We start from the raw sequence: 16,011 nt of genomic DNA, 5'->3' as shown, positions 1-16,011 counted from the left end.
CACGCGCCAGGTAATCAGCGCGCCGCCGCCCGGGCCGGCAGCGTCAGCAGATAGGCGGGCAGGGTTACCACCGCACCGGCCGTATTCCCGACCAGGCTGCCAAACGATCCGGTCAATCCGCGAGCCGTCTCCGAAAGGCTACCGTGCGCGGCTGCCAGCCGATCGCCGTGTTTCAGGCGGTCGCCGAGCCGGTTCACGAAGTCGGGCAACACGACGGCGAACTTGTTGTGGGCGAGCGAATCGTTGGCTTCGGTAGCGGAGAGATCGATCACGATGACGCCGAGGTCGGCGATCGCTTTGACATCTTCGGTATAGGCGCCGAGGCGCGGCTTTTCGCCGGCGATCAGACCGGACATCCAAAGCGCCTGATCATCGGAGGATGAAAACAGCACAAAGGGATATTTCGGCCGACCAATCACCCGCATTTCCGACTTGAAAACATCGACGTCGATATCGGGGGCGGCCAGCACCACCGTGCGGAGCTTGCCGTTGAAATCGCCATGTCCCCCGATCTTGGCCTGGCGCAACGCTTCGATCGTCGCCCAGGTTCCCATGGAATGGGCAAACACATAGAGGTCTTCGACGCCGCTCTCGGAGGCGACCCGCAGCAATTCTTCCAGACCATCACGGGCGATGGTGGCACTGTCGCGATCGTAAACGTAATCGAACACCGAGCCGCGCGATGCCCAGGTGAACAGCACCGGCACACCGTCAAAGCCGGTGTCGTGGACGATCTGCGTGGAGCGGAAAACCGCCTCGTCGAAATCATTGTTGAAGCCGTGGACGATCACCGCCACCGAACGCCGTCCCTTTGGCAACGCGGCTACTCTTTGGGTAAGGCGCTTCTTGAAGGCTTCGGCACCATCGATATAGGCGAGGGAGCGCGCCACGAACTCCGTCTTCGGATCGCCGGGCAGCGGCGACGGCCACTCGATGTCGCCGGAATGATGGCTTGGCGGCACCGAAATCGATAGATCGGCAAAGTCGAGCCCGCTTGTCCGCTCGCCGTTGAACATCGCCGGCCCCGTCTTTACTCGTTCGCGCGTGGCGGCCACCAATAGCTCGTGCTCGGTGGCTCCCGGCGCCGTCACTGCCGTCACTTCCAGCGCGCCGCCATCGGGACGGGACCCGGCACAGGCGGCGAGAAAGACGACGACCGGGACAAGGATAAAACGGAAACGCATGGCGACCTGGCAAAGATGACAGTCTCTTCTATCCGAGCGAGAGTACCGAGGCCAACCCCAAGCTAGCTTCGCTGGACAACGGCAGGCGCAAAATGTCATGACAGCGAGGATTTCCATTCCACCGCCTAGGGTTCGTACCGGGCGCCGACATGCCGGGACCGTTATCTATGTTCGCCGTCAAGATCGCCGATGTCGCGGAGGCCGAGGCCTTCCTCGCCGCCAATCCCGACGTCGTCCAGTTCGAGTGTTTTCTGACCGATTGCTCGGGGGTGCAGCGAGGCAAGCTGCTGCGCCGGTCCGAGCTCCTCGGTGCCTACCGCGTCGGAAGACCGCTGCCCTGCTCGGTATTGTCGCTTGATATCAAGGGGGCCGACGTTGAGGAGACAGGTCTCCTCTGGGAGCAAGGCGACGCGGACCGCATGTGCCGGCCGGTTGCCGGCACACTCGTTCGTTCATCCTGGCGACAGACGCCAACTGCCCAATTCATCATGACGTCCTTCGAGGGCGACGGATCGGGTTCGGCCAGCGACCCACGCCATGCGCTCGTCCGCGTCGTCGAGGCGGCTCTAGCTCTCGGCTTGCGGCCAGTCGCCGCCGTCGAGCTGGAGTTCTATCTCCTCGATGGCCGAGCGGCAGCCGAGGGCAGGCTAACGCCGCCCATGGCGCCCAATGGCTTCCGTCAGGTCGATCTTCAGGCCTATCTCGTGCAGGATCTCTCAGATTTTTCCGGCTTCCTGGAGGCCGTGTATGCCGCTGCCGACGCAGCGGGTCTGCCGGCCCGGACGCTGATTTCGGAATACTCGCCCGGCCAGTTCGAGATCGTGCTGGAACACCGCGACGACGCTCTTCGCGCCGCTGATGATGCCATTGTCTGGAAGCGTCTCGTCAAGGCGGTTGCCGAACGCCACGGCTTTGTCGCCACCTTCATGGCCAAGCCTTATGCCGAGTTTGCCGGCTCCGGTGCCCACTTCCACGTCAGTCTCTGCGATGAAGCGGGCAATAACCTGTTCGCCGGTAGCGAGCCCGAAGGCAACGCGCTTCTCCGCCACGCCATTGCCGGCCTTGAGGCCACCATGGCCGAGAGCATGGCGATCTTTGCGCCCAACGCCAACAGCTTCAGGCGTTTCAAGCCAAACTCCTACGCGCCGCTCGGCCCGGCCTGGTCGGTCGACAATCGCTCGGTCCCCATCCGAGTCACCGGCGGTCCGCCACAGACGCGGCATCTTGAGCAACGCGTTGCCGGCGCCGATGCCAATCCGTATATCGCGCTCGCCACGGTTATTGCCGGTATGCTGGAGGGGATCGAGGGAAAACGCGAGCCATCGGAGCCGATCGTCGGCAATGGTTACGCGCAAGTGGCACCGTCGCTACCGCGTTTCTGGCCGGAAGCCCTCAGGGCGGCGCGGGCTTCCGATTTCCTGAAGCGACGGCTCGGCGCGCGCTTCACCGACATCTACCTCACCATCAAGGAAGCGGAATGCGACCGCTTCTTCGCGGAGATCAGCGACCGCGACATTCACTGGTATCTGAGGCTGGCTTGATGCCGCTCGCCTTGGAGAATTCTCGGCTTCATCGGCAGCCGAGAATTCTTGCGTGATGGGTAGCGCGGCTTTGGGCAGCCTGACGCAAGGCCACCTCAGTCCTTCTTTTTGTCGTCCTTGACCTTCAGAAACTTCGGGCCCTTGCCGAGGATCTTGTCGTCAATCTCGCCGATAGCCGCCAGATTCTTGCGATCATAGTCGATCTGCGACAAGAGGTAGCGGATCGCGTTGAGGCGAGCCCGCTTCTTGTCGTTGGAGCGAACCACGACCCAAGGGCTGAGATCGGAATGGCTGGCTTTCAGCATGCGATCGCGGGCAGCGGTATATTCATCCCACATGGCGAGCGCCTTGAGATCGACCGGCGACAGCTTCCAGATGCGCAGGGGATCGTGACGGCGGTCATGGAAGCGCTTCAGCTGCATCTCACGGCCGATGTCGAGCCAGATCTTGATCAGCACGATGCCGTCGTGGATCAGCATACGCTCGAAATGCGGCACTTCCTCAAGGAAGAGCGTCGCCTCTTCGGGGGTGCAGAAACCCATCACCGGCTCGACGACGGCTCGGTTGTACCAGGACCGGTCAAAGAAGACGATTTCGCCGCGGGTTGGCAACTCCTTGGCGTAGCGCTGGAAATACCACTGGCCCCGTTCGACGTCTGACGGTTTGGTCAACGCCACGTGGCGGGCTGAGCGCGGGTTCATGTATTCCAGGAAGGTGGCGATGGTGCCGCCCTTGCCGGCGGCATCACGCCCTTCCAGCAGCAAGACGATGCGCTGACCGGTGTCGTTGGCCCACTTCTGCAACTTCACCAGTTCGATCTGCAGGACCCGCAACTCTTCGAGATAAGCCTTGTCCTTGAGGCTCTCCTTGTAGGGGTAGCCACCGGAGCCGAGAGCCTCCATCTCGATCTCCTCCGGGAGATAAGGATTATCGAGATCGAAAGTGAGCTTGCCGAGGGTGATCGGCGGCGCATCAGGCGCCTGTGTCGCCAACACGGCGGCACCTTCGCGGGCGGCAATCAGCTCGACGCTCGACACGAAGCGACGCGTCATGTCGTTCGTCGATTTGTCTTTCTTTCCCATCGGCTTTCCCCCAGAATCCGCTTGCCTGCGGTCGGTGCAGGCGCGGCGAACCGCGCTACAAGCGTCATAAAAGACGTTTATCAATATGACAGAATCTGCGTCTTCGCTTAAGGACAGATGAACACAATGAGCCCGACGCCGGACAGACCGGAAAACAACGACACGTTGCGGGAGGCAAGGGGACGCCTGGGCGAAGCGATCGCCGAGGGACGCCTGCAAACGGTCTTCGTTGCCACGGCCATCTTCTGGGCGGTCATGTTGTTTGCCGCGGATCTTTCACCGGCCGTGGCGCTGTTGGGGTTCCTCGCCACCGCCGCCGCCGTCTTCTTTGCCCTACCGACCGGCGGAAAGATTGCGACGCCTAAAACGGCCGATCGGCTTCCTGCCAAACGCTGGCCGGATACCGGCATGAAGCTGTTGCTCGACGGCATGGAGGAACCGGCCTTCATTACCGACGCCGAGGGTACGCTACGTTATCAGAATGCTGCCGCTGCCGCCGAATTCGGCCCGGCACGGATGGGGGATCCGCTTGCCTTTCGGTTGCGTATCCCGGAAATCCTTGACGCAGTCCAGCGCGCCGGAAATGGCGAAAGCCTACCACCGGTGCGCTTTGTGGAGCGCGGCGCCAGCGAACGGCACTTTGTCGCACGTTGCTCGCCCTTGCGTTTGCCACGCCCCGAACCGCGGCGGCGGCCGGATTTTGTGCTGCTGCGCTTTCGTGACGAGAGCGAGGCCATTCGGCTTGACCGCATGCGGACCGATTTCATCGCCAATGCCAGTCATGAACTCAGGACGCCGCTCGCCTCGCTCACCGGGTTCATCGAAACGCTGCTGGGGCCGGCCCGGCGAGATGAGGCCAATCGCGAGCGCTTCCTGACCATCATGCTTGAGCAGGCTAGGCGCATGAGCCGGTTGATTGATGATCTGATGTCGCTCTCCCGGCTCGAAATGAAGGCGCATGTTCGCCCGACCGAAGCCGTCGATCTCGCGGAGATACTGCCGGCCGTCGTCGATATGCTGACGCCCGTCGCCGCGACGCGGCAGGCGGTCGTCGCGATGGGGGAAGATCTTCCGATGGCCTCCATCGCCGGTGATCGGGACGAACTGACGCAGGTATTTGCCAATCTCATTGAGAATGCCGTGAAATACGGCCGCGACGGCGGCCATATCACGCTCAGTCTCACCGATGAGGTCGGTGACGATGGACGCCAGGGCTTCCGGATCAGCGTGATCGACGACGGTCCCGGCATTGCGGCCGAACATCTGCCGCGCCTGACCGAGCGCTTCTATCGCGTCGATGCGGCGCGGAGTCGCGAGCAGCGCGGAACCGGCCTTGGGCTCGCCATCGTCAAGCATATCGTCAACCGTCACCAGGGGCGCCTTATCATCCGGTCGGAAGTGGGCGTTGGTACCACCGTCAACGTCTGGCTACCCCGCCGTCCGTCTCTCACGAACGCCGATGTGACAAAGGAGGCGGAAGTCGCGACCTCCGAACGCTTGCAGGCATAATTTCTATTTTAATATCAATATATTATACTGTCATAATTTTGTGGGCAATCCGTCATAGAAGGGTAGCGTCAGGCCGCTAGGGTCCGCGGCTGTGACGGGTAAGAGACAGCCAGCGGGCTTCAAGAGCTCCGACCGTCACGATCCTAAAGTTAGGAGTGCTCCCGTGAAATTCTCCACCGCCGCCAGCGCCTTCGTGCTCGGCCTTTCCGTGACCGGTACGGCCGCCTTCGCTGCCGAGCAGATTCACATCGCCGGCTCCTCCACCGTTCTGCCCTATGCGACCATCGTCGCCGAGGCTTTTGGTGAAGCCAACCCGAACTTCAAGGCTCCGATCGTCGAGGGCGGCGGCACTGGTGCCGGCCTCAAGGAGTTCTGCAAGGGCGTTGGCGATGACACCATCGATATCGCCGACGCTTCCCGCCCGATCAAGGCCGAAGAACTCGACGCTTGCAAGGCGGCCGGCGTGACCGAGGTGCAGGAAATCCGCATCGGCTACGATGGCATCGTCTTCGCCTCCGACATCAAGGGTCCGGACTTCGCCTTCGTGCCGGCCGACTGGTTCAATGCCATCGGCGCCAAGGTGCTGAAGGACGGCCAGCTCGTCGACAATCCCAACGCCAAGTGGTCCGACGTCAAGGCCGGCTTCCCCGATTGGGAAATTGCCGCCTACATCCCGGGCGAAAAGCACGGTACGCGCGAAGTGTTCGAGCAGAAGCTGCTGCTCGCCGGCTGCAAGGACAGCAAGGCCTATGACGCCTTCGTTGCCTCCGGTCTCGCCAAGGCCGACGCTGAGAAGGCCTGCGTCAAGGTTCGCAAGGACGGCAAGGCTGTCGACATCGACGGCGAGTATAACGAGACGCTCGCTCGCATCGACTCGAACAAGACCGGCATCGGCGTGTTCGGCCTCGATTTCTACCAGAACAACAAGGACAAGCTGAAGGTCGGCACCGTCTCCGGCATTGCCCCGACGGTCGACACCATCGCCAAGGGCGATTATCCGGTGTCGCGTCCGCTGTTCTTCTACGTGAAGAAGGCGCACCTCGGCGTCGTTCCGGGCCTCAAGGACTATGTCGAGTTCTTCCTCGCCGACCAGATGATCGGTCCGCGTTCGCCGGCCGTCGCCAAGGGCCTCGTGCCGGCGCCGAAGGCCGAGCGTCAGAAGGTGCTCGCCGACTTCCAGGCCGGCAAGACCCTTTGATCGAGTGATTGACGACAGGAAGGGCCTCTGACCGGAGGCCCTTCCCTCTTCTGCCGCCACGACGGGTGGCAAATATCGGAGGCCGCATGGGTCCGCTCTGGCTACTCGCGCTAATCGCGGGTCTTTCCTTTTTCGGCTTCGTACTGGGACACTGGAAATCAGTCGTCCTTTCGGGAAAAGGCCGCAGCACGCTTGCGGCCCGGCCGGGCTACTACGGCGCCTATGTCCTGATCTGGACGGCCCTGCCGGCGCTTCTCATCCTCGTCGCTCTCTCCATCGCCAAGCCGCTTCTGGTCGAGCACACGGTGCGCGCCAATCTGCCCGAGCAGGTACTCGCCAATCCCACCCAGCTGTCGCTTGAAGTTTCCGGCGTGGAACAGGTGGCGGCGGGTCTGAAGCTCGCAAGTGCCGAGGAGCTCGAGAATATTCGGATCGGCGTCGTGACGGCGCGTTCGGTGTTCGCTCGCCATGGGTTGCCGCTCGGTGAGGACGTCAAGCCTTATCAGCTGATCGCGGCCAGCGCGCTTAACCTCGTCGCCGATGGTCTCGATACTGCGGTCGATATCGCCGTTGTCGCGGCTCTCGCCTTTGGGCTGATTTTCGCCTTCGTGCGGATCAAGCCGAGGCTCAGGGCTCGCAATCTCGTCGAGAACACCATTCTAGCGTTGCTGATCGGGGCCTCTTCGGTGGCCATCCTCACCACCATCGGCATTGTTCTCAGCTTGCTGTTCCAAGCCCTGCAATTCTTCTCGATGGTGTCGCCGATCAGCTTTTATTTCGGCACCGTATGGGATCCGCGCTTTGCAGCGGCCGGTTCGTCGGAGAGCGGTCAGTTCGGCTTCCTGCCGCTGTTCTGGGGCACGATCTACATTTCCTTCTTTGCCATGCTAGTGGCGGTGCCGATTGGTCTTTTCTCCGCCGTCTACATGGCAGAATACGCGACCTCCCGGGTGCGTTCTGTGGCCAAGCCGCTGATCGAAATCCTGGCCGGCATTCCGACCATCGTCTACGGATTCTTTGCTCTGACCACCGTCGGTCCGCTTGTCCGCGATTTCGTCGCCGTGCCGCTCGGCCTGGGTAACTCCGGCAACAATGTGATCACCGCCGGTCTGGTGATGGGCATCATGATCATCCCCTATGTCTCCTCGCTCTCGGATGACATCTTTACTGCCGTTCCCCGCTCGCTCCGTGATGGTTCGCTGGCGCTTGGTGCCACGCGCTCGGAGACGATGCGTCAGGTTATCCTGCCGGCAGCGCTGCCGGGCGTGGTCGGCGCGGTTCTGCTCGCCATGTCGCGTGCCATCGGCGAGACGATGATCGTCGTGCTGGCTGCCGGTGTCGCGGCCAACGCGTCGCTCAATCCCTTCGCGGAAATGACCACCATCACCGTGAAGATCGTCAATCAGCTGACCGGTGACCTCGAGTTCACCAGTCCCCAGACTCTGGTCGCCTTCGCTCTGGGCATCACACTGTTCGTCATCACGCTCGGCCTCAACGTTCTGGCGCTGACCATCGTCCGTAAGTATCGGGAGCAGTATGAATGACCGAAACCGCGTCCCGCCTCCCCGCTTCGCGGCTCGGCAACCCTGAAGTCCGGGCCCTTTCCAAGGCCGATATCGGCCTCCGCCGCCGCTATGCTGCAGAACGCCGCTTCCGTGCCTACGGCCTGGCAGCGGTTACCATCGCCATCTGCTTCCTCCTCGTGCTGTTCGGCTCGATCGTCAGCAAGGGCTACACGGCGTTCCTGCAGACGCGCATTACGATGATGGTGGATTTCGACCCAGCCATCGTCGCGCCTGATGGCGATCGTTCGGCTGCCGCCGTCATGTCGGGCAATGCCTTCCGCTTCGACGATTTGATCGCGGCATCGCTTCAGAAGACCCTGGAAATCGATCCCAACGACGAGGACGGCCTTTACGATGCGCTCGACCTTCTGTCCAAGGGGTCGGCGCCGATGCTGAGGTCGATGATCGCCAACGATCCGTCGCTGATCGGCACGAAGAGAACCGTCGATTTCTACGCCACCGGCGATGTCGACGCCTTCATCAAGGGTACAATCCGAGCCGATGTTCCCGAAAGCCAGCGCCTTATCAAGGACAAGCATATTGTTCTCATCGATAAGCTGAAACAGGAAGGTTCCCTGCATCTGGCTTTCAACACCGGTCTGTTCACCAACGGTGCCTCGACGCGCCCGGAGATGGCCGGCGTCGGGGTGGCGCTCGTCGGCTCGCTCTACATGATGCTGGTGGTGCTGGTGCTTTCGCTGCCGCTCGGCGTCGCGGGATCGATCTATCTTGAGGAATTCGCTCCCAAGAATCGTTGGACCGACCTGATCGAGGTCAACATCAACAATTTGGCGGCCGTGCCATCAATCGTCTACGGCCTTCTCGGTCTTGCGGTGTTCATCAACTTTGCCCACCTGCCGCGTTCGGCGAGCCTTGTCGGCGGGTTGGTGCTGACACTCACCACTTTGCCGACCATCATCATCACCACGCGGGCCGCGCTAAAAGCAGTGCCGCCATCGATCCGCGAGGCCGGTCTCGGCATCGGCGCCTCGAAGATGCAGACCGTTTTCCATCACGTGCTGCCGCTGGCCATGCCGGGCGTGCTGACGGGCACCATCATCGGTCTCGCCCATGCGCTCGGTGAAACCGCACCTCTTCTGATGATCGGCATGAAGGCCTTCATCGTCGAATATCCGGCGACGCCTTTCGATCCGGCAACGGCGCTGCCCACCCAGATCTACATGTGGGCGACCGAGCCAGAGCGGGCGTTCACCGAGCGTACCTCGGCGGCGATCATCATCCTGCTCGTCTTCCTGCTCGCCATGAACAGTATCGCCATCATTCTCCGCCGTGCCTTTGAGCGCCGCTGGTAACCGTTCCTCGGAGTTTCGCATGTCCGCAGTTCAATCCGTGACGCCTTTCGAGACCGTCCGCACACCGGATCCGGCCAGCCGGCCGACCAAGATCCATACGGCCAACGTCAAGGTGACCTACGGTCAGAAGCAAGCCCTGCACGGGGTTTCCATCGATATCGCCGAGAAGGCGGTCACCGCGTTCATCGGTCCGTCGGGCTGTGGCAAGTCGACCTTCCTGCGCTGCATCAACCGGATGAACGACAGCATCGCCGGCGCTCGTGTCGAAGGCACCATCAAGCTTGACGACCAGAACATCTACGATCCGGATCTCGACGTGGTCGAACTCAGGGCGCGGGTCGGCATGGTATTCCAGAAGCCTAACCCGTTCCCCAAGTCGATCTTCGACAATGTCGCCTACGGGCCGCGCATCCACGGCCTTGCTCGCTCCAAGGCCGATCTCGAGGAGATCGTCGTCACCTCGCTGCAGAAGGCCTCGCTTTTCAACGAGGTGAAGGACCGTCTGGCCGAGCCGGGCACCGGCCTTTCCGGCGGTCAGCAGCAGCGACTTTGCATTGCCCGCGCCATCGCCGTATCGCCGGAAGTGATCCTGATGGACGAGCCCTGTTCGGCGCTCGACCCGATCGCCACCGCCAAGGTGGAAGAGCTGATCGACGAGCTGCGCGCCAATTTCACGATCGTCATCGTGACGCATTCGATGCAGCAGGCCGCGCGCGTGTCGCAGCGCACCGCCTTTTTCCATCTCGGGCATCTGATCGAAGAAGGCCCCACCGACCACGTCTTCACCAACCCGCTCGAACAGCGGACGCAGGACTACATCACGGGCCGCTTCGGCTGACCGGAAACGGCAGGAGATTTCCATGGAACATACAGTTTCCGCCTATGACGACGACCTCAAGTCGATCGCCCGCATGGTCACCGAGATCGGTGGTCTCGCCGAGCGCGCAGTCGGCGATGCAGTTCAGGCACTGACCCGTCTCGACATCGACCTTGCTCAGCGGGTGATCCTCGGTGACAAGGAACTCGACCGGCTCCAGCGCGAGATCGAGGACAAGGCGATCCTGGTGATCGCTCGCCGGCAGCCGATGGCCAGCGATCTCCGCGAGATCGTCGGTGCCATGCGTATCGCCAACGACATCGAGCGTGTCGGCGATCTCGCCAAGAACATTGCCAAGCGTGTCGTCGCCATCAACGGCGTATTCCCGCACAAGCAGCTCATCACCGGTGTCGAACATCTCTGCGAGATCGCGCTCCAGCAGCTCAAGAAGGTGCTCGACGCCTACGCCAGCCAGGACGACCAGGCCGCCAACGCCGTGCGCCAGCGCGACGACGAAATCGACGCCCTGTACACCTCCCTGTTTCGCGAGCTCCTCACCTATATGATGGAGGATCCGCGCAACCTCACCTTCTGCATCCACCTGCTGTTCTGCGCGAAAAACATCGAGCGTATTGGCGACCATGCCACCAACATCGCGGAATCGGTGCACTATGTGGTGACGGGCCGATCCTACGAAGACGAGCGGCCGAAGGCCGATGCTTCAATCGCCAGCACCATCGCTGGGTCGTGAGTTGCGGAGCTGAAAACCACCATGGCTAAGGTGATGATCGTCGAGGACGAAGAAGCGGTGTCGCTGATGCTGCGCTACAACCTCGAAGCTGAGGGTTTCGAGGTCGAGCAGGCTTTCCGTGGCGACGAAGCTGACATTCGCCTCAAGGAGATCACGCCCGATCTGCTGTTGCTCGATTGGATGCTTCCCGGTCTCTCTGGTATCGAATTGTGCCGCCGTCTCAGAGCGCGGCCGGAAACCGAGCGGCTGCCGGTGATCATGCTGACGGCGCGCGGTGAGGAATCGGAACGTGTGCGAGGGCTCGCCACCGGCGCCGACGACTATGTCGTGAAGCCCTTTTCGGTCCCCGAGTTGATTGCCCGCGTCAAGGCGATGCTGAGGCGTGCCAAACCAGAAACAGTGTCCAACCTTCTGACGGCCGGCGACATCGAACTCGACCGTGAGACGCGGCGTGTCCGCCGCTCTGCACGCGAAATTCATCTCGGACCAACGGAATTCCGCTTGCTGGAATTCCTCATGCAATCGCCGGGGCGGGTGTTTTCACGGGAGCAGCTTCTCAACGGCGTTTGGGGCCATGACGTTTACGTCGATGAGCGCACGGTTGACGTTCACGTCGGCCGCCTCAGAAAGTCGATCAATCGAGGCCGTGTCCGTGATCCCATCCGCACGGTGCGTGGCTCGGGCTATTCCTTTGATGAAAAGTTCGCGTCCGCCTGAACGATTGCTGTTGCGCCAGACGGGATGCTCCCAGCCGTTTTTGCCGCTTACGCTCCGCTGGCCGATAGTCTAGGGTCCCCTCCAATCGTGTGGAAGAGGGCCTGACATGCTGGCGGGCAAGCGCATTCTGATCGTCATCGGCGGCGGCATCGCCGCCTATAAAGTACTGGAAGTGATCCGGCGCCTCAAAGAGCGTGGTGCCGAGGTGCGGGTGATCCTGACGCGTTCAGGCAAGGAGTTCGTGACGCCGATGACGGTAGGTGCCCTCTCCGGTGAGAAGGTGTTCAGCGATCTGTTCGATCCCACCGAGGAGCAGGATATCGGCCATATCGTGCTTTCGCGCGACACCGATCTGATCCTTGTAGCGCCGGCCACCGCCAATCTCATCGCCCGCATGGCCAATGGTATTGCCGACGAGCTGGCCACGGCGAGTCTGCTGGCCGCGGCCGCGCCCATCATCGTTTGCCCGGCCATGAACCAGCGCATGTGGGCGCATCCAGCAACCCAACGCAACGCGGCGCAGCTTGCAGCTGACGGCGTCCGCTTTATCGGTCCGGCCGAAGGACGCATGGCGGAGCGCAATGAGGCAGGCGTCGGCCGCCTGTCCGAGCCAATGGATATCGTCGCCGGCGTTGAGGCCTTCTTTGCTGAGGCGACGCAGCCGAAACCGCTGGCCGGCCGGCATGTGCTGGTGACTTCCGGCCCGACCATCGAGCCGATCGACCCGGTGCGTTTCATCACCAACCGTTCCTCGGGCAAACAGGGGCATGCCATAGCGGCCGCGGCCGCCCGAGCCGGCGCGCGCGTGACGCTCATTTCCGGCCCGGTTTCAGTTCCGAACCCAAGGGGCGTCGACGTCGTCCATGTCGAAACGGCCCGCGAAATGCTCGACGCGGTGTTCGCCGCCTTGCCAGCCGACGCGGCGGTGATGGCGGCCGCCGTTTCCGATTGGCGACCGGCCGAGGTGGCGGGTGAAAAGATCAAGAAGGCCGCAGGCGCGCCGCCACCGCTGTCTTTCCTTGAAAATCCCGACATCCTGGCAACGCTCGGCCATGACAACCGTCGGCCGAAATTGGTGGTTGGATTCGCTGCCGAAACGACCGATGTCGAAAGCAATGCCGCCCGTAAGCTGGTCTCCAAGGGTGCCGACTATATCATCGCCAATGACGTGTCGGCAGCCAGCGGCGTGTTTGGCGGCGACAGCAACAGCGTTTATGTGTTGTCATCGGCTGGCGTCGAGGCTTGGCCAACGCTTGCCAAGGAAGAAGTCGCCGATCGGCTGATAGGCCTGATCGCCAAGAGGCTCGGCTGACCTTTCGATTCGAACCCGCAACGAACCAGCATTCTCGAGGCTTTCAATGGTCGACGTCGCTCTTCTGCGCCTGCCACATGCTCATGATCTACCTCTACCTGCCTACCAAAGCGAAGATGCTGCCGGTCTTGACCTGATCGCCGCCGTTGAAGCGCCGTTGACCCTGCCGCCGCTCGGGCGGGCGCTGGTTCCCACCGGTCTCGCCATGGCGCTGCCGTCCGGTTATGAAGCCCAAGTGCGGCCGCGTTCGGGGCTCGCCGCCAAACACGGCGTTACCGTCCTCAACTCGCCTGGTACCGTCGATGCGGATTACCGCGGCGAGGTGAAGGTGATCCTGATTAACCTTTCGGACACGCCATTCACCATTCACCGGGGTGACCGGATCGCGCAGATGATCATCGCGCCTGTCAGCCGCGCCCGCCTTGTCGAGAGCGAGACGCTCGATACCACCAATCGCGGTGCCGGCGGTTTCGGATCGACCGGTCGCTCCTGAAGAAGAAGTAATTTGTTCTTCATTGCGACCTTTTAATGGGATCATTTTCCAATCCGATCGCCCGTTGCGACCTCGGTTGACTGGCAGCGTTCTACGGCCGCCGGTAGAATGGCGCCACTTCCACAGGGCCTGCATCAACGAGGATTCCCATGAGTGATCTTTCCCGCCGCGGTCGCGGCAAGATCTACGCCTCCATCACGGACACCATCGGCGACACGCCGCTTGTCCGCTTCGACAAGCTCGCCAAGGAAAATGGCGTCAAGGCGACCATTCTCGGCAAGCTGGAGTTCTTCAATCCGATCGCCTCGGTCAAGGACCGCATCGGTGTGGCGATGATCGAAGCGCTGGAAGCGCAGGGAAAGATCAAGCCCGGCGAATCCACGTTGATCGAACCGACGTCGGGCAATACGGGCATTGCGCTGGCCTTTGTTGCCGCCGCCAAAGGCTATCGCCTCATTCTGGTCATGCCGGAATCCATGTCGATCGAGCGGCGCAAAATGCTGAAGCTGCTGGGCGCCGAGCTTGAATTGACGGAGGCGGCCAAGGGAATGAAGGGCGCAATCGCCAAGGCCACCGAACTGGCGGCCAGCATTCCCGGCGCCATCATCCCGCAGCAGTTCGAAAATCCGGCCAATCCAGAAGTGCATCGGATCAGCACGGCCGAGGAAATCTGGAACGATACCGAGGGCAAGGTCGACCTTTTCGTCGCCGGCATTGGTACGGGCGGCACGATTACCGGCGTTGGCCGCGTGCTGAAAGAGCGCAAGCCCGATGTGAAGGTGGTCGCCGTCGAGCCAACCGAGAGCCCTGTTCTGTCGGGCGGAACCCCGGGGCCGCACAAGATTCAGGGTATCGGCGCCGGTTTCGTTCCCGCCGTCCTCGACACCAAGGTCTATGACGAAATCTTGCAGGTTCCGTCCGAAGAAGCGCTTGCGACCGCCCGTCAGGTGGCAAAGCTGGAAGGAGTGCCGGTGGGTATTTCCTCCGGCGCAGCGTTGGCGGCGGCGGTCAAGCTTGGCCAACGGCCTGAAAATGCCGGCAAGACCATCGTGGTAATCGTACCGTCTTTCGCCGAGCGCTACTTGTCGACGGCGCTCTTCGAGGGACTGGCCTGACCCGCATCCGGTTCGCCGGACGGCTTATCGGCGGCTGGTACCTTCAATGTGCCGGCCGCCTTTCTTTTAGCAAGGCCGACGAAGAAAGCCAGGATCAGATCGCCGACGCCAGCATCGGATACCAGGGCCGCCGCGTCGACCGGATTGAAGAAGCGCACCTCGCGCTGACCCTTCTCTTGCCAGTCGTCGAGCTGCTTTTCGACGGCGAGCGGAAAGACATCGACCAGCACCTTTTCCTGGCGCTTGGGAAACTGTTTGACATAGGTGAAGCGACCGACGGGTTTCGGCTCGGCACTGCCGATCAGGCCGGCCTCTTCCATGGCCTCGGTTTCGGCACTCTCGTGACGGGTAAGCCCCTTGATCGGCCACCCCTTGGGCAATATCCAGCGCCCGCTGTCACGGGTGGTGATCATCACCACCTCATAGCCGTGCGGCGTGAGACGATAGGGTAGGGCGGCGACCTGCCGGAATTTCTCAAGCGTCGCCTTCGCCACAACCGCCCCCTTTGGAGATTTCACCACCAAGCGCCTCTCCATGCCAAACGGTTGGGAATGAGCGCAGACGCGCTCTATGCCATAATTCGCCGGCTAATAATACCCAGACCAGACCGGCTGGGAGAATTCCGGATCAACGGGCCTATTCAGGCGGTCTCTGCCTGCTCGCTCTCGCTCAAATAGATATTCCACAATGCCTTTTCACCGATCTTGGCAATAAAGGCGGCGTGCGCCTCAGCCTCGGCGGCAGTCACCCGTGACGGCAAAGGCGTCTGCCGTGGTGGCAGCGCAACTCGGCCACCCGAGACGCCCGTCGAGGCCGACTGTACCGAGACGCTGAGATCGAGGCCAGCCTGCCGTCCACCCGTCAGCTCGAGGTAGACTTCGGCCAGAAGTTCGGCGTCGAGCAAAGCGCCATGCTTGATACGCTTCGAGCGGTCGATGCCATAGCGATTACACAGCGCATCGAGGCTGGCCGGTGCGCCAGGATGCTTGCGCCGCGCCATCATCAGCGTGTCGACCACACGCTCGGGACCGAAAGTTACCCGTCCCGTCGCCTTCAGTTCGAAATTGATGAAACCCATATCGAAGCTGGCATTATGGGCAACCAGCTGGGCGTCGCCGACAAAGGCGACGAAGTCATCGGCGACATCGGTAAAGCGTGGCTTATCGGCCAGAAACTCGTCGGATAGACCGTGGACGTCGAAGGCTTCCTTCGGTACAGACCGGCCTGGATTGATGTAGACGTGAAAATTACGTCCGGTTGGGAAGCGATTGACCACTTCCACGCAGCCGATTTCGACGAGGCGGTCGCCGGTCTTAGGATCGAGTCCAGTGGTTTCGGTGTCGAAGACGATTTCACGCATAGGCGAATCCTGCCCGCCCGCGACAAGGATTTCAAGGAAATCCGGTCCGCTTGT

The 16,011-nt window shown here is 61.9% G+C and carries 15 protein-coding genes; 11 read left to right on the top strand and 4 right to left on the bottom strand.

All coding sequences use genetic code 11. The features are described from left to right. Nucleotides 1–14 precede the first annotated feature (14 nt). Nucleotides 15–1,184 (bottom strand): alpha/beta hydrolase, encoded by a 1,170-nt coding sequence (locus tag G522_RS26760; protein ID WP_036839248.1) that lies wholly within the window; start codon nucleotides 1,182–1,184, stop codon nucleotides 15–17. Between the two features lie 167 nt (nucleotides 1,185–1,351). Here G522_RS26760 and G522_RS0113385 point away from each other — a divergent pair, with 167 nt between their 5' ends. Beyond that, entirely contained in the window at nucleotides 1,352–2,725 is a 1,374-nt protein-coding gene (locus G522_RS0113385; RefSeq protein ID WP_026791484.1) for a glutamine synthetase family protein, read from the top strand. A gap of 95 nt (nucleotides 2,726–2,820) precedes the next feature. Here the strand turns inward: G522_RS0113385 and ppk2 are convergent, their stop codons facing one another. Then, nucleotides 2,821–3,807 carry a polyphosphate kinase 2 gene (gene ppk2, locus G522_RS0113380; protein WP_245586653.1) on the bottom strand — a complete coding sequence of 329 codons (987 nt, stop codon included), beginning with the start codon at nucleotides 3,805–3,807 and terminating at the stop codon, nucleotides 2,821–2,823. 126 nt (nucleotides 3,808–3,933) lie between these two features. Between ppk2 and G522_RS26755 the strand changes: the two genes are divergently transcribed. From G522_RS26755 to cysK, 10 genes are all read left to right on the top strand, one after another. Beyond that, nucleotides 3,934–5,316 carry an ATP-binding protein gene (locus G522_RS26755; RefSeq protein WP_051228606.1) on the top strand — a complete coding sequence of 461 codons (1,383 nt, stop codon included), beginning with the start codon at nucleotides 3,934–3,936 and terminating at the stop codon, nucleotides 5,314–5,316. Nucleotides 5,317–5,479: 163 nt separating this feature from the next. Next, nucleotides 5,480–6,514 carry a substrate-binding domain-containing protein gene (locus G522_RS0113370; RefSeq protein ID WP_026791482.1) on the top strand — a complete coding sequence of 345 codons (1,035 nt, stop codon included), beginning with the start codon at nucleotides 5,480–5,482 and terminating at the stop codon, nucleotides 6,512–6,514. 86 nt (nucleotides 6,515–6,600) lie between these two features. Beyond that, the gene (gene pstC, locus G522_RS0113365; RefSeq protein WP_026791481.1) at nucleotides 6,601–8,058 is read left to right on the top strand and encodes a phosphate ABC transporter permease subunit PstC; all 1,458 of its coding nucleotides are present in this window, start codon (nucleotides 6,601–6,603) and stop codon (nucleotides 8,056–8,058) included. Then, on the top strand, nucleotides 8,055–9,392 hold the full coding sequence (pstA, locus tag G522_RS0113360) for a phosphate ABC transporter permease PstA (RefSeq protein ID WP_026791480.1): 1,338 nt from the start codon (nucleotides 8,055–8,057) through the stop codon (nucleotides 9,390–9,392). Before pstC ends, pstA begins: the two co-directional genes overlap by 4 nt. Before the next feature lie 19 nt (nucleotides 9,393–9,411). Next, nucleotides 9,412–10,230, top strand: a complete 819-nt coding sequence (gene pstB / locus G522_RS0113355) for a phosphate ABC transporter ATP-binding protein PstB (protein WP_026791479.1) — start codon at nucleotides 9,412–9,414, stop codon at nucleotides 10,228–10,230. Between the two features lie 22 nt (nucleotides 10,231–10,252). Then, a complete protein-coding gene (phoU, locus tag G522_RS0113350; protein WP_036839245.1) occupies nucleotides 10,253–10,960 on the top strand; it encodes a phosphate signaling complex protein PhoU in 708 nt (235 codons plus the stop codon). Nucleotides 10,961–10,981: 21 nt separating this feature from the next. After that, a complete protein-coding gene (phoB, locus tag G522_RS0113345; RefSeq protein ID WP_026791477.1) occupies nucleotides 10,982–11,677 on the top strand; it encodes a phosphate regulon transcriptional regulator PhoB in 696 nt (231 codons plus the stop codon). A gap of 106 nt (nucleotides 11,678–11,783) precedes the next feature. Continuing rightward, complete coding sequence (coaBC, locus tag G522_RS0113340; RefSeq protein WP_026791476.1) at nucleotides 11,784–12,989, top strand: bifunctional phosphopantothenoylcysteine decarboxylase/phosphopantothenate--cysteine ligase CoaBC; 1,206 nt, start codon at nucleotides 11,784–11,786, stop codon at nucleotides 12,987–12,989. 46 nt (nucleotides 12,990–13,035) lie between these two features. Beyond that, a complete protein-coding gene (gene dut / locus G522_RS0113335) occupies nucleotides 13,036–13,482 on the top strand; it encodes a dUTP diphosphatase (RefSeq protein WP_026791475.1) in 447 nt (148 codons plus the stop codon). 149 nt (nucleotides 13,483–13,631) lie between these two features. Then, nucleotides 13,632–14,597: a cysteine synthase A gene (gene cysK, locus G522_RS0113330; RefSeq protein ID WP_026791474.1), complete on the top strand. Its 966-nt coding sequence runs from the start codon at nucleotides 13,632–13,634 to the stop codon at nucleotides 14,595–14,597. Here the strand turns inward: cysK and G522_RS26750 are convergent. Next, on the bottom strand, nucleotides 14,561–15,118 hold the full coding sequence (locus G522_RS26750; protein WP_169453523.1) for an NUDIX hydrolase: 558 nt from the start codon (nucleotides 15,116–15,118) through the stop codon (nucleotides 14,561–14,563). The two genes, cysK and G522_RS26750, sit on opposite strands and share 37 nt — an antisense overlap. A gap of 119 nt (nucleotides 15,119–15,237) precedes the next feature. After that, nucleotides 15,238–15,957, bottom strand: a complete 720-nt coding sequence (gene dnaQ / locus G522_RS0113320; protein ID WP_026791473.1) for a DNA polymerase III subunit epsilon — start codon at nucleotides 15,955–15,957, stop codon at nucleotides 15,238–15,240. Between the last annotated feature and the right edge of the window lie 54 nt (nucleotides 15,958–16,011).

It is taken from the genome of Pleomorphomonas oryzae DSM 16300 (assembly GCF_000422965.1).
Taxonomy (GTDB): Bacteria; Pseudomonadota; Alphaproteobacteria; order Rhizobiales; family Pleomorphomonadaceae; genus Pleomorphomonas; species Pleomorphomonas oryzae.
This window is presented reverse-complemented; position numbering and strand designations above follow the sequence as displayed.

Bases quoted from the DNA above. Each gene is read 5' to 3' on its own strand.
- phoB (WP_026791477.1), top strand. From the start codon at position 10,982: ATGGCTAAGGTGATGATCGTCGAGGACGAAGAAGCGGTGTCGCTGATG.
- pstA (WP_026791480.1), top strand. From the start codon at position 8,055: ATGACCGAAACCGCGTCCCGCCTCCCCGCTTCGCGGCTCGGCAACCCT.
- G522_RS0113385 (WP_026791484.1), top strand. From the start codon at position 1,352: ATGTTCGCCGTCAAGATCGCCGATGTCGCGGAGGCCGAGGCCTTCCTC.
- dnaQ (WP_026791473.1), bottom strand. From the start codon at position 15,957: ATGCGTGAAATCGTCTTCGACACCGAAACCACTGGACTCGATCCTAAG.
- coaBC (WP_026791476.1), top strand. From the start codon at position 11,784: ATGCTGGCGGGCAAGCGCATTCTGATCGTCATCGGCGGCGGCATCGCC.
- G522_RS26760 (WP_036839248.1), bottom strand. From the start codon at position 1,184: ATGCGTTTCCGTTTTATCCTTGTCCCGGTCGTCGTCTTTCTCGCCGCC.
- G522_RS26755 (WP_051228606.1), top strand. From the start codon at position 3,934: ATGAGCCCGACGCCGGACAGACCGGAAAACAACGACACGTTGCGGGAG.
- dut (WP_026791475.1), top strand. From the start codon at position 13,036: ATGGTCGACGTCGCTCTTCTGCGCCTGCCACATGCTCATGATCTACCT.
- pstB (WP_026791479.1), top strand. From the start codon at position 9,412: ATGTCCGCAGTTCAATCCGTGACGCCTTTCGAGACCGTCCGCACACCG.
- cysK (WP_026791474.1), top strand. From the start codon at position 13,632: ATGAGTGATCTTTCCCGCCGCGGTCGCGGCAAGATCTACGCCTCCATC.
- phoU (WP_036839245.1), top strand. From the start codon at position 10,253: ATGGAACATACAGTTTCCGCCTATGACGACGACCTCAAGTCGATCGCC.
- pstC (WP_026791481.1), top strand. From the start codon at position 6,601: ATGGGTCCGCTCTGGCTACTCGCGCTAATCGCGGGTCTTTCCTTTTTC.
- ppk2 (WP_245586653.1), bottom strand. From the start codon at position 3,807: ATGGGAAAGAAAGACAAATCGACGAACGACATGACGCGTCGCTTCGTG.